Here is a 14,018-nt window from a genome sequence, read left to right on the forward strand (position 1 = left end):
CATTTATTGTTTGGAACACTCTAATGGATATCAGGAGCAACTACCGTGAAATCCAAGGAAGGAATAAAATTAGTTGTATCCTGCAAAATGGCAATCAAATCATTACCCTGATAAATAGCGGTATCTGCCGCAGAAGTACCTATATAGTTAACATTTTGATTGATCGAGTAGTTGCTGATATCAGAGGACACCTGAATCTTGTCACCTTCCCACCACTGAAAATCAGTGATGACAGCATATCCATCTCCTAAGTAAGATGTACTACCGCTCCAACCCGCTTGGTGGATAATGAAAGTATCAGCGCCATTACCGCCAGTTAGAGTGTCATATCCCCAATTACCCGTCAAAATATCATTGCCAGCACCACCAGTCAGGACATCATTTCCTTTGCCACCTGATAGATAATCGTTGCCATCACCACCTAGTAAATTATCGTCACCATCTTCACCATATAGGACGTCATTACCTATCCCACCCTCAACGTAATCATTACCAGCAGCACCATAAACAAAATCGTTCCCATCCAAAGCGAAAATATTATCTCCGTAAGAGGAAGAGGTTCCATATAGAGTGTCATTAGCATTCGTACCGTAAATTGTTGTTGCTACGGGTACAAACTTCTGATTGGGATTCAAAGCCATGTTAATTTCTCCAAAAACAATGTGATAATGTTTGGATATGAAAATTATTAACTAAGTGTTTTTTAGTCGCATAACCAAAAAACACAGGTGTAGAGTTTTGCATTGAAAAATAAGTGAGTGTTACTAAACATCACTTCTTTGGCTCAATCAATTTAATTGCCGATTAGAGAAAAGCCAGTTACATTCAGCTTTCCCCTAACAAATTATTGGTAGTACTTAATTTTTTTTATTCACGGTTACGGTGTAATAGACCCAAATACTCAGACGGTTAAAAGTTAGTAGATGATTTTGATTTATGGATGAGCGATCGCTTGTCGCGCATACAAACTACAAAATTTATCAGCTTAGAAGTTAGTTACAAAGCAGCTTTGATAGTTTTTGCAGATATTTAATATTTCATCAGCGATCGCAGCAATAAGTTGATTTAGAGGTATCAGAATGATGTGGCATAATGGTAGACGCATTAAAGCAACAGTGGCAAGTGCGATTGGCTTTACTACCCTGTGTGCGATCGCTTTTTCTGTAAACTGCGCTCAAGCCCAAATCACCCCCGATACAACTCTCCCGAATAATTCCACCGTCACACTTCAAGGAAACACTCGCGTTATTGAAGGCGGAACTAGTGCGCGTGGCAATCTCTTCCACAGCTTTAGTGAGTTTTCAGTTCCCACTGGCGCTACTGCTTTCTTTAATAATGCTCCAGATATTCAAAACATTATTAGCCGAGTAACTGGTAGGTCAGTATCGAACATTGATGGTTTAATTCGTGCTAATGGTGCAGCTAATCTGTTTTTGATTAACCCTAGTGGAATTATTTTTGGCGAAAATGCCAGCTTGAATATTGGCGGTTCCTTCGTGGCTAGTACGGCCAGCAGCCTAAAATTTGCTGATGGCTTTGAGTTTAGTGCCACTAATCCCCAAACCACCTCGTTACTGACTATCAGTGTCCCCATTGGCTTGCAATTTGGGGCTACACCAGAACCTATTGTTGATCGCTCAATCACTACCAATACAAGTAAAAAATTTGTTGGTTTGCAAGTGCAGCCGGATAAAACCTTAGCGCTTATAGGTGGTGACATAGCAATAAAAGGAGGTAATCTTACTGCACCAGAGGGACGGATTGAGTTAGGAAGTATCGCTGGCGATGGTTTTGTCAGTTTAAATCCAATAGATAAAGGCTGGTCTTTGGGATACATTGGGGTACCCAACTTTGGAAACATCGAACTATCCCTAGGGGCTTCGGTAGATACTAGTGGCGCTGGTGGCGGTGATATTCAAGTCCGGGGTAAGCGTGTAGCACTAACTGATGGTTCGGCGATTGTGAGTTCTACCTTAGAAGCAAAACCGGGAGGGACTTTAACAGTGGTTGCTGACGATGCTGTGGAATTAACAGGAACCGATCCAAATCGTCGAACTTTTAGTGGCTTAATTACCAAGACCTTTGGCTCCGGCAGAGCAGGAAATATGATGATTAGTACAGGCAAGTTGATAGCTGGAGATGGGGCGCAAATAATTGCTTCTACATCTGGTGCAGGGTCAGCAGGTAACTTGACAGTAAAGGCTTCTAATTCAGTAGAACTGATTGGTGGCATATCTAATACCACCATCTTAAGTACTAATGTTAACCGTGGAGCAACGGGCGCAGGAGGTAATTTAACCTTGGAAACAGGGAAGTTAATTGTTCGGGATGGGGCGCAAATAGGTGCTGCTACATTTGGAGCAGGGTCAGCAGGTAACTTGACAGTAAAGGCTTCTGATTCAATAGAACTGATTGGTGGCAGACCTAACGACCCCAGCACCTTAGCGACTAGCGTTCAACGTGGAGCAACGGGCACAGCAGGTAATTTAACCCTAGAAACAGGGAAGTTAATTGTTCGGGATGGAGCGCAAATACAAACTTTTACATCTGGTGCTGGGTTAGGTGGTAACTTGACAGTGAAGGCTTCCGACTCAGTAGAACTGATTGGTAGCACACCCGATCATCAGCATCCCAGTGCCTTATTGACTAATGTTCAGCGTGGAGCAACGGGCGCAGGAGGTAATTTAACCCTGGAAACAGGGAAGTTAATTGTTCGGGATGGGGCGGCAATAGATGCTTCTACATTCGGTGCTGGGGCAGGTGGTAACTTATCAGTAAAAGCTTCTAATTTAGTAGAACTAATTGGCGGTACACCTGATGGTCAAATTCTCAGCGGAATATATAATGCTGTTGACCTTGGAGCAACAGGCGCAGGAGGTAATTTCAGCCTAGAAACAAAGCAGTTAGTTGTTCGGGATGGGGCGGCAATAGATGCTTCTACTTATGGTGCAGGGTCAGCAGGTAACTTGACACTGAAGGCTTCCGATTTAGTAGAACTGATTGGTGCCACAGCTGATGGTATTCCAAGTGCCTTATTAACTTCTGTTGAGCCTAGAGCGACAGGTGCAGGAGGTAATTTAAGCTTGGAAACAAGCAAGTTAATTGTTCGGAATGGGGCGCAAATAACTGCTTCTACATTTGGTACAGGGTCAGCAGGTAGCTTGACAGTGAAGGCTGCCGATTCGGTAGCAGTGATTGGCACAACACCTGACGGTCAAGTTGGCAGTATCTTAAGTACTAGTGTTAACTCTGGAGCAACAGGCGCAGGGGGTAATTTAACCCTGGAAACAGGAAAGTTAACCGTTCAGAATGGGGCGCAAATAGCTGCTGGCACATTTGGTGCAGGATCATCAGGTAACTTGGCAGTGAACGCTTCCGATTCAGTAGAACTGATTGGTACTACACCCGATAATCAGCATTCCAGCGGCTTATTTACTGATGTTCAGCCTGAAGCAACGGGCGCAGGAGGTAATTTAACACTAAAAACAGGAAAGTTAACCATTCAGGATGGAGCACAGGTAGTGGCTTCTACATCTGGTGCAGGGTCAGCTGGTACTTTAGTAGTCAAAGCCTCTTCAGTCCAACTAAGTGGTACTTCAGCCGATGGTAAGCGTCCCAGCCTTTTGACTGCTCAAGCTACAAGTACTGGCAACGCCGGAGATTTAAGTATTGAAACTGGACAATTGAATGTTGAGAATGGCGCAGGAGTCACAGTGAGTAGTTCTCAAGGACAGGCAGGTAATTTAACTGTTACCGCTAAGGACATTCGTCTTAACCGAGGTCGCTTGACTGCCCAAACCGCCATAACTCACGGTGAAGAAGGTGCAAACATTAAGCTACAAGGCTTAAATTTTTTGTTATTGCGAAATAATAGCTTAATCTCTGCTCAAGCTAGCAACAACGCTAGAGGTGGCAACATTACCATTGATGCTGATATTAATAGAGGTTTTGTAGTTGCGCCACCATTACAAAATAGTGATATTATTGCCAACGCCACTTTTGGTAACGGAGGTAACATTACAATTAATGCCCGACAAGTCTTTGGATTAACTCAAGGTCAAGCAATTCCTGGTAACAAAACTAATGATATTGATGCTAGCTCTCAATTTAATCAACCAGGTACGGTAACTATCAACACCCCCGATCTTGATCCCAGTCGCGGTTTAGTTCAACTGCCCACTAATGTAGTCGATGTTTCTGAGCAAATTGCTAATGGTTGCACTCCAGGTAGTCGTCAAAGCCAGAGTTCGTTTATCGCTACGGGAAGGGGAGGTTTGCCAATCAGTCCCAATCAACCATTACAAGATACCAGTGTGTTGTCCAACTGGGTGAGAGTGGCACAAAAGCCTGTTACTAGTTCTAACCAAGTGCAAGTCACGCCATTATTAGCCAAGTCTGCTAGGCAAATAGTTGAAGCTCAAAATTGGGTGGTTGATGGTCATGGTGATGTTGTGCTGGTAGCGCAAGCACCGCAGGCAAATCCGCGCAGTTCTTGGCAAGCATCTGTATTCTGTCCAGCATTTTAGAAAATAGCTGCAAAGAGCCTTTGAATTTGGAGAATAAACCGAGAAAAGCCAACTAATAAATAGGTATCTCGGCTTAATTACCAAATATAGGCACTATCAAAAATTTAAGCATTCTTACGCATCAGCCAAAATCACAAACCGAGAAAAGTGTATTATTAAATATAATAAAAACCTACATTTTTTCGAGATATCTAATTGTAGCTTTTTGTATAGAGCTTCCGTAAAGATGAGATACCAGCGCGATTAAACTAAGAGTCTGGCTACAAAAAATTAGATTAGATAAATTCAGAAACCATTTTTATTCTGCTAGTTAGAGCCATGAAATCATTGTTTCAATTAATGAAAGCTACATTGCCAGCTGTTCTGATATTGGGTGGTCTAATTCAATATTCGGTATTGGTTAAAGCTCAAACTTCAGTACCAAAATCTTCTCAACAATCAGCATCATCTAGCAAACCAGGTTCTTCCCCCAGAAATCAATCTCGACCTATTTTTCGTTGGACAAAACCCCCAGCCGGACTCAGCACTATATCTGGGCGTAGTATCGGGATGGGAAGCCGGAATTTGTGTTCCGATGTTCAGACACCTTTAATAGCTATAGTACCATTTAAAGAACGTAAATCAGCTACAAACTCTGACAATAAATCAGTCTCAGCAACCTCAATGGATGTGTGGGGATTAACAACAAATGAACGTCCGAGTTTTTGGTTTTACGTTCCTTATACAAAAGATATTGCTAATGCAAGTGCAGAATTTGTATTGCAGGATAGTCAAGAAAATGAAGTTTATAGAAATGCTGTATCTCTACCTGTAAAACCAGGAGTGATTGGTGTTAACCTACCATCAACAGCTACACCTCTAGAAGTGGGTAAAACCTATCGTTGGTTTTTCAAAGTCAACTGTAGCGGACAAGAAAGTGCTAGTATTCCAATTTATGTTGAAGGTGATGTGCAGCGAATCAATTTGCCCGCTAGTCTGTCAAACCAAATAACAGCAGCACAACCAAAGGATAAGATTGCCATTTATGCTGAAAATGGCATTTGGTTTGACGCATTAAATTTATTAGCACAACTTCGTAAAGCTAATCCTAATAATCCATCTTTAGTAAGTGATTGGCAAAGTTTGTTAGAGTCAATCAGATTGGGAAACCTTGCCAACGCTCCATTAGTAGAATAGATAAAGCAAAAATGGCTCATAGATACCCGACTTCTTAAAGAAGTCGGGTATCTAAATCTAATTTGATTGCTATATTTAATCCTAAACCTTGTTTAAAAGTGATTATGCAGACTGGATATTATAACCAATTACCTACAAGTACATAAGGTGCCCATTGGGCAGAACGACTGTAATTATCGCTCTTTAACATTTTAATCTGAGCCTGACGTAGTGCTTCTGATTTTGTCGTTTTACCACTAGTTAATTGCCTGTAAAATTCGTTGATAAAGAAAGCTGTAGAATCATCATTAATATTCCACAAAGAAGCTAATGTACTTCGCGCACCAGCTTTAATGGCAACTCCGGCTAAACCCAATGTAGCGCGGTTATCTCCAGCTGCGGTTTCACACGCACTCAAAACTAGCAATTCCACAGGTTCGCTACGTTTTTCACCGCGACTTTTGAGTAATGTATCCAGTTCGCCAACATAGATGCGTTTGTCGTAAGCCAAAATAAAAGTATCTGTGGCTTTTGAACTAAATTTGCCATGCGTTGCTAAATGAACGATTCTGTAAGGTTGTTGATTAATTGTTTTTTCTAATATTGTGCTCCTAAATTTATCGTCTAGTAGTGTGGTTGTCTTAACGCCCAATTCCTGAATTTCATTTAGTTCATTTTTAACGTAAGGAAGTGGTGCAAAATTCTCATTTTTAGGTATTTGTGAAAGTCCTCCTGTTAGAGCATTGAAATTAGCTTTTGTTAACGCTTGAGGTGTAAATAATTGCAATCCGGGACTAAGAGCTATGGCATATTTTTCGATTAAATATTCTTTGCCGTCATATAATATGCCCATTGGAATATTCCGCAAAAGTCCATCAGGAATAAAAACTAGTGTATTCACGCTACTAGCTTTTAAGTCATCTGCTACTGGTTGAATTAGCCAGTTATAAAGCTGCTCTGAGAGTTCCTTAACTTTCTTTGTTTTTTCAGGTTGAACAATATCCTTTCGCAATTGTATGACAACTTGCTCAACTTGCTTGCGACTCACTGCATTATTTTTATATATCAGAGGTCTGTTAGGAAGTTTGAGGATAACTGCTAATTCATTTTCGAGAATAATGGGATAAAAGATAGCAGTGTTAGGATTATCTTTGTCTACTACTTTGTCAAGCACGACAAATTGGTTATTTAAGCAAGCTTCGCGAAAGAAGTTATCTAACTCAGCTATTTGTAGGGCTTCAATGCGCTTGCGAACTTTATCTAAGTCTGGTTTACCTTGTCCCTTTTCTTGTAAAAGCAATTCTACTGACTGACGGTAAATGGGTTCAACACGATCGCGAAAATTAAATTGGACGTCGCGGTTAACTGCAACTAAGTCGCTGCGGAGAGATTGCAGAGTGGAAACTGCTGCGTCGTAGGATGCGATCGCATTTTTTATATTCCCCTTTGCCTTCAATAACCTTCCCAATTGCCATTGCCAAAGATAAGCTATATCTGAGGCATCTATTTCTTGAGCAATCAATAAGGCTTTCTCTGTCAATTTTTTGGCTTCATCCCACTGCTGAGTTTTTTCGTATACTTCCCCTAAGCTGCCCAGCGCATAGGATTCTACCTGCCTATCTCCAAGATTTTGCGCTTGCTGCACGGTTTTTACAAGTATCTGAGCAATATTTTTATTGTCATTAATATTTTGAATAGTACGAGCAAAATTTATACTTGCATATAGACTTGCATGGTTGAGGGGTAAATTAACTAGTTGTGATTGGATAATAGGAGCAAGCGCTTTAGCATCTGTGGTTTTTTCTGTTTCCACCAGCAGGCTAAGTTGATTGATCTGTGCTTGGATTTTGCTAAAGGTGTTAGGTGCAACTTCAGCAGCTTTTTGGTAATGAGCGATCGCACTTGCAAAGTCACCTTGTGCTCTTTTGGTGTTACCCAAGCTAAATTCTCCAATACTCACATCCTGAGGTAATTTGAGGTTTTGGGCAATATTTATACTTTGTTGGAGAACTTGTTGCGATCGCTCAAAATCACCTGCTAGTTGTAGTGCATTCCCAAGCGATCGTAAAGCTGCAACTTTCATTGGTGAGTCGGGTTGAGTTTGCAACTGTTTGTTAACTGCTTGTAGTATATCCAATGCACGACGGTAGAAGCCAGAAACCCTCAAAGCTTGAGCTTGATTAATCCGACTGCGTGTGACTCCATCACCATTTCCTAGTTGCTGCCAAAATTTCTCTGCTCGTTGGGAAGTAATTAAAGATACTTCTGGCTGTCCCACGGATAGTTGCAGTCCCACCTGAATCTCAAAAGTTTGCGCCAGAACTTCCAAAAGTTGTGAGTTTTGCTGATTAACTATTAACTTTTGCCCTTTTGCATCCCAGCCAAGTAAGTTTAAGCTGGTAGCAATAGCATTTTCAGCTTCCTGCAACAAGCCTAATTGCTGATATACCAAAGCCAGATTGCTTAAAGCTGCGGCTTGGTGAATATTATCCTTTTGCAATTCATAGCTGCGGACAGCTTCTTGCAGGACTCTCACCGCCTCAGAAAAGTTTCCTGATTTATACAGCTGTTCGCTTTGTTGAATCAACTTTTCTGCATTTGTAGCCAATTGAACTGTGAGGACGTTAATTGCAGGTTGATTGGCAAAAGTAATTGGGAGAAAACTCAAGTAAAAAGCCAAAGTAAATAGAAATATGGAATTTACTACAACCTGTCTTCGCCTTGGGAATTTTTGTAACTGAAAGTAAAGCTTATCTAATTTAATAAAAAATATTCTTGCCATCTGTCTTAAGAAGTAGATTGATTTTTTTACGGTTATTTGAGTAACGAAAGGAACTTCTATTTGGCATTAACTACTGATTTTTGCGTTTCCATAACGAAACTCTTTCAGGCTTATTCTGATTGGTTTAGATTTGAGCTTGTGGGGATGGAAGCAGTTATCTTCCTATCCGGACTCATCATGCTCTAATTTTGAACACCCACTAATAATTTTACAAATCACAACCTAAAAAGCTGAATAAAACTATTAGTTTCAAACGAATAAATTATTCAGTGGAGGGATTCATATGAAGAAGCATGATAAGCTAACCCGCCTTTAAGTTGCAGAATCCTTAGCCTCAGAAAGACGCGGCGACGCGGAGAAAGGGAGACGTGGAGATGCAATTTTAATGATTATTAGCTTACTGCTGAGTTTCAGGCAGTCGCAGAACAAGCCTTTGCTGTGACTGTTCAACCGCCAATCTAATTACTGCGGTGTCAACCCATTCAAATATTTAGCGGATTTAACTTTCAGCCCGTAAACTCTTAGCCACTTTTAAAATCTCAAAATATTACACTTTCCAGCTGACAAGCAGATTTACAATGAAGCATTTCTATCGGTTTTTTAATCCACTTGCCTGGCCGATCGCTGTTAAACTTTCGACAGCATTAGTTTCAGCGGTGTTTATACCGATGAGCTTCACCGCCTACTACAACCTACGGCAGAGCTTAGATAGTGTGGAGGCTGGGGAATATCGCAAACTGGAACTGTTAGCCACTAGTACTGCTAGTCGCCTCGATCAGTTAATTATTGATATCCAGCGTATTGTTGTGCAAGTTAGCAGCGATCGCACTGTACTAAGTTTTTTAGATGCTAGTAACTCTAGAGAACAAAAAGTCTTTCGTCACGATCTCCAACAAACATTACAAAACCTCTCCCGTTCCAACCCAGACTTTGATGCTGTTTTTGTCATGAATAAAGAAGGTGTTGCTGTTGCCGCCACCGATTCTAGATTTGTGGGGAAAAACTACGCCTTTCGTGAATATTTCCGCTCTAGCATCCAAGGTAAGTCCTATGTATCTAGTATCTTGGTAGGTCAAACAACCAGAAGACCAGGAATGTTTTTCTCTCACCCAGTGCGATCGCCCAATGGTGAAATTGTAGGAGTAATCGTAGTCAAGATTAAAGGTGCAGATATCTGGGCAATTATCAATGCTTTACAAGTAAGCAAGCAGAGCTATGCTTTTCTCATTGACCAGCAGGGAGTGATTATCAGCCATGCCGATCGATCTCTGCTTTACCATAGCCTTCTTCCTCTGCCCCCAGATACTTTAAAACAGATTGTCACCGATAGACGTTATGGTCTAGAGCAGATTCCCAGCTTGAACATTCCTGAATTGAAGGTGATGGTGAAAGCCAAACAAGCAGGTCACACTACCTATTCCTATCCACCGCACCAAATGTTGCGAATAGTTGGCTTTGCTCCCTTGGAACAACAACCTTGGGTATTAGGGATCAGCCAACCCAAAGCACTGTTTGCAATTCCATTGCATCGCCTGATCTGGCAACATGGCAGCAGTGTGCTGATTGTAGGTGGAATTACAGCAATCATTGCGTTGCTTCTAGCGCGGAGAATTTCTCGACCGATTCACGCACTTACAGATGCAGCTCAAGCTTTGGAACATGACAATTTTGATTCTCAAGTACAAAAACTGTATCAAAATTTGGATAAATTAGCTTGTACTCCAGACGACATCGGTCAATTAGTGCGAGTCTTTTTACAGATGGCTGAAGAAGTGAGGATGCGACATCAGAAACTAAAAATCCAAGTCAGGGAACTGCACATTGAGATTGATGAAACCAAAAGAGCTAATAATGTCGCAGAAATTACGGAAAACGAACATTTTCGGCAATTACAACAAAAGATTCACAAGCTCAGAGAACGCAAAGTAACAGCTAGTGAAACTGAGACTGATTACTACCACAGATTACAGACTAAGGTGCAATCGATCAAAGAGCGATCGCTAAACAGTGAGGCAGAGATATGTCATCCGCAGACGAACTAATATCACAAGAGGAAGTGCTAGGAGGTTTACCTGCAAAACGAGCGAATACAATACTATTTTTAATCGAGAGTCGAACCGCGCAGTTAGTAGCGCGATCGCGGGTAGAGTTTTCCCTGACAGAGCAAGCTGCAACAGAGCGCGATGTCGCTTTTTTAGAAGCGTTTGCTTTGGGGAATGCTCCACCACTCCACCCCACAATCCAACATTTGGAACGCTACGCGCCTTTTTGGGCATTCCTCGTACCAGAAAACCCCAGATTAAAAGCTGCCATTACTCATGCTTTTAGCCAGAAGTACAGTTTTACCTATCAAACAGTGCCTCAGATTCGCAAAGCTTTGGGTGTGGATGAGAAAGTAGTGCAGGTAGCTTACTTGCGCTTTTACAAAAAGCAGATATTGACTATCTTTAGATCTAATTTGACCCCAATCGAAAAGTGGCGCTGGATGACTGCGGCGATCGCTCTACGTGTGGAATCTCTGCCACCTTTTTGGCTCGCTTCAATACTTACTGTTGCTTTAGGTCTTCCGCAAGCTTTCTTAGCTTTACCTATAGCTGTTGCGGATATCGGCCCATTAATTACTGTTGTCTTCTTACTGATCGTTGGCACTATCAACATCCTCACGATGGCTTGTATGGCAGAAGCTGTTGGTCGCAGTAGCGACTTCCGTTATGGCAACTCTTTTATCAAACAATTAGTATCTAATTATTTAGGAAATGTCGGCTCTTTTATACTTTCTTTAGCAGTTGGGATTCGTGTTTTTCTGATTGCATTGGCTTGCTATATTGGTTTATCGTTAACAATGGCAAGCTTCACGCCCATACCTGCAACATTGTGGGCAGTATTGTTATTTGGTGCAGGATTGTACTTGCGATCGTCTAAATCCCTAAATTTTACCGTTGCCTTAATAGTGTTGCTGGCAGCAATTAACCTGAGTTTGCTTCTGGTGCTTTCACTGCTGGCATTCAGCCATCTGCAACTCGACAACTTATTATATGTAAACTTGTCCTTTCTCAAGGGTCAGTCTTTCCATCCTGGGATGCTACAACGGATTTTAGGTGTGAGCCTCATGCTCTACTTTGGTCATGTATATGTAGGAGAATGTGGTAAACTCATACTTCCTCGTGACTCTAGCGCCACGTCCTTGATTTGGGGTAGTGTGGCGGGAACAGCTTTTTTAACTGTTCTATTTTGTATTTGGGTCTTGGCAGTCAATGGAGCAATTTCGCCCCAATTGCTAGCTGGACAATCAGGCACTGTTTTAGAAGCCCTAGCGCTACAAGTAGGTTCCATTGTCACAGTTTTGGGCGCAGTTTTAGTAACTTTGTTATTAGGAATGGCTTGGCTACGTAGTTCCAGCCTTCTAATCAACTTAGTCAGAGAGTGGTTTCCTGCCCGACCACGACCCGTTTTCAAACTACCTCGCCAGCAGGGAATGTTGATATTGCATCCCTCTGGAGACTTTAATCGCGTTCCTCATATTGGTTTAACCTACCTAGGATTGGAAAACAACCAAGCAAAGTTTCATCTAGATATTCAGTTGAGTGGCAACCTCCATCATATAGATATTGCATTTACCAAACATTGGGATATTCAAGAGCTATTAAATCAGTTACCAGACTTAGGCAAATGGGATACTCGTCTGACTCTAGAAGTACGTTCGGCTGATCAAGATAAAGCCTGTCTGCAAGTTACTTCACCTATGGGTTTAGTTTACGAAGGAGATTTAAAAGCTGATGTGAGCAATGCTATTGATGAGCGTCACAACCAGACAAGTTACTGGAGAAACATACTCAACCAACGTCGTTTGTTTCTATCTATTAGTCCATTATTAGTAGTTTTCTTGCTAACTGAGTGGCTGTTTCTAGCTGGTACGCAATCGTTTACGAGTATACTCGCCTTTGCTGGTGTACTTGGTAACTCCCTTGTTGGTGGTATTTTTCCGGTTTTACTGTTGGTTTCTAGTCGGCGCAAAGGAGAGCTAACACCTGGAGTATCCTTCAAGATTCTCAATCATCCATTGTTCAGCGTTGGTATTTACAGCCTCTTTTTAGCCATCCTGCTGGTTCACGGTCTTTTCATTTGGGAAAATTCTGTGGCGCGAATCTGTGCATTGTCCATTGCTGTCTTGTCATTAGGAGCAACCCTAGTCATGAAGCACTATGGCGCATTTGCTTCCCGTATGGTGGTAGAACTACGAGAAGACCAGCAGCAAAAAGGACGATCCTTATTCGCTGTGACTGCTGACGGACAACCAAAAATAGCAGAAGTACTGCTGGGATATACCGAGAGCGAGCAGCATTATCAAACAGCAACTGTTGAGATACCATCACTCTCATCCTTACGCTATGCCACGTTTTACTTACCAACTATGCGGGAGAAGGAATTGAGAGTTTGGGCACACCAAAGTAACTCCCATAGTGATTCCAAAAGTTGGCCAGCATTTGTGGAAGTGCAGAATGGAAAAAAGAATATGCAGTTTGACTTAAAGCTTTCTAATGGAAGGATTTTGTTACCTCTAGAGAGCGATCGCTGCTGGTTAAAGTTTACTTTTAGTGAGCGATCGCTGTCTTGAAAATAGGGAAGGGAGTATGGGGGACAAGGGGGACAAGGAGGAAATAACTAATGACCAATGACAAATGACAAATGACTAATACCTAAGAGGTAATATATGGCACAAATTATTTCAGTTCACTCATTTCGTGGTGGCACTGGTAAATCAAATCTGATTGCCAACATCGCATCAACTATGACACTCCAAGGACAACGTGTAGGCATTATTGATACTGACATTCAATCACCAGGAATTCATGTAATTTTTGGATTTGATGAGAACAAAATGACATATACTCTCAACGACTATTTGTGGGGACGTTGTCATATTCAAGACGTTGCCTATGATGTTACTCATAGCCTGATTGCAGAGCAGAAACATCCAACTACAGTTAAGGGAAGCCTTTACTTGGTTCCTTCTAGTATTAAGGCAGGTGAAATTTCCAGAGTTCTACGTGAAGGGTATGATGTAGTTCGACTCAACGATGGTTTTCAGGAACTCATTCGGACTCTAAAACTGGACTATCTGTTAATTGATACTCACCCTGGACTGAATGAAGAAACCTTACTTTCTATCGGTATCTCTAATATTCTCATAATTATCCTGCGTCCAGATAATCAAGACTTCCAAGGTACTGCGGTGACAGTAGATGTAGCTCGCAAATTGAAAGTGCCAAAAATGCTGATGGTAATCAATAAGGCACTACCAGCTTTGGATTTTGCAGACTTGCAAGAACAAGTAGAGAAAATTTACAACGTTCCCGTAGCTGGAATTTTGCCCCTTTCAGAAGAGATGGTACAGTTAGCAAGCATTGGTATTTTCAGTTTGCGCTACTCTGGGCATCCCATCAGTCAGGCAATTAAAGGAATTGCGGAGCAAATTACCAGTTTAGTTGTTAGTCGTTAATTAAAAGATAGAACATAGAAGTCAGAAGTAATTCTCCCTCTGCTTCCTGTCTAAA

At 41.6% G+C, this 14,018-nt stretch carries 7 protein-coding genes; 5 read left to right on the top strand and 2 right to left on the bottom strand.

Going from position 1 to position 14,018, the window contains the following annotated elements; translation table 11 throughout:
- Positions 1-20 precede the first annotated feature (20 nt).
- Positions 21-641 (bottom strand): calcium-binding protein, encoded by a 621-nt coding sequence (locus tag BV375_RS38630; protein WP_086758068.1) that lies wholly within the window; start codon positions 639-641, stop codon positions 21-23.
- A gap of 438 nt (positions 642-1,079) precedes the next feature.
- On the opposite strand from BV375_RS38630, the gene BV375_RS05365 reads away from it, so the two are divergent.
- Together BV375_RS05365 and BV375_RS05370 are read left to right on the top strand one after the other, a co-directional pair.
- Positions 1,080-4,526: a filamentous hemagglutinin N-terminal domain-containing protein gene (locus tag BV375_RS05365; RefSeq protein WP_086758070.1), complete on the top strand. Its 3,447-nt coding sequence runs from the start codon at positions 1,080-1,082 to the stop codon at positions 4,524-4,526.
- A 318-nt stretch (positions 4,527-4,844) separates the two neighbouring features.
- Positions 4,845-5,702 (top strand): DUF928 domain-containing protein, encoded by an 858-nt coding sequence (locus BV375_RS05370; RefSeq protein WP_243713851.1) that lies wholly within the window; start codon positions 4,845-4,847, stop codon positions 5,700-5,702.
- 118 nt (positions 5,703-5,820) lie between these two features.
- On the opposite strand, the gene BV375_RS05375 is transcribed toward BV375_RS05370, so the two are convergent.
- Positions 5,821-8,463 carry a CHAT domain-containing protein gene (locus BV375_RS05375; RefSeq protein WP_086758072.1) on the bottom strand — a complete coding sequence of 881 codons (2,643 nt, stop codon included), beginning with the start codon at positions 8,461-8,463 and terminating at the stop codon, positions 5,821-5,823.
- A gap of 578 nt (positions 8,464-9,041) precedes the next feature.
- Here BV375_RS05375 and BV375_RS05380 point away from each other — a divergent pair.
- The 3 genes from BV375_RS05380 (at position 9,042) to BV375_RS05390 (ending at position 13,963) form a co-directional block, all read left to right on the top strand.
- Positions 9,042-10,505: a cache domain-containing protein gene (locus BV375_RS05380; RefSeq protein WP_086758074.1), complete on the top strand. Its 1,464-nt coding sequence runs from the start codon at positions 9,042-9,044 to the stop codon at positions 10,503-10,505.
- Complete coding sequence (locus BV375_RS05385) at positions 10,484-13,078, top strand: hypothetical protein (protein ID WP_086758076.1); 2,595 nt, start codon at positions 10,484-10,486, stop codon at positions 13,076-13,078. The genes BV375_RS05380 and BV375_RS05385 overlap by 22 nt, the downstream gene beginning before the upstream one ends.
- A 96-nt stretch (positions 13,079-13,174) precedes the next feature.
- A complete protein-coding gene (locus BV375_RS05390) occupies positions 13,175-13,963 on the top strand; it encodes a MinD/ParA family protein (protein ID WP_086758078.1) in 789 nt (262 codons plus the stop codon).
- Positions 13,964-14,018: the final 55 nt, after the last annotated feature.

The organism is Nostoc sp. 106C (assembly GCF_002154725.1).
Classification (GTDB): Bacteria; Cyanobacteriota; Cyanobacteriia; order Cyanobacteriales; family Nostocaceae; genus Aulosira.

Excerpts from the sequence above, each read along its gene's own strand:
- BV375_RS38630 (WP_086758068.1), bottom strand. The coding sequence starts at position 641 with ATGGCTTTGAATCCCAATCAGAAGTTTGTACCCGTAGCAACAACAATT.
- BV375_RS05365 (WP_086758070.1), top strand. The coding sequence starts at position 1,080 with ATGATGTGGCATAATGGTAGACGCATTAAAGCAACAGTGGCAAGTGCG.
- BV375_RS05370 (WP_243713851.1), top strand. The coding sequence starts at position 4,845 with ATGAAATCATTGTTTCAATTAATGAAAGCTACATTGCCAGCTGTTCTG.
- BV375_RS05375 (WP_086758072.1), bottom strand. The coding sequence starts at position 8,463 with ATGGCAAGAATATTTTTTATTAAATTAGATAAGCTTTACTTTCAGTTA.
- BV375_RS05380 (WP_086758074.1), top strand. The coding sequence starts at position 9,042 with ATGAAGCATTTCTATCGGTTTTTTAATCCACTTGCCTGGCCGATCGCT.
- BV375_RS05385 (WP_086758076.1), top strand. The coding sequence starts at position 10,484 with ATGTCATCCGCAGACGAACTAATATCACAAGAGGAAGTGCTAGGAGGT.
- BV375_RS05390 (WP_086758078.1), top strand. The coding sequence starts at position 13,175 with ATGGCACAAATTATTTCAGTTCACTCATTTCGTGGTGGCACTGGTAAA.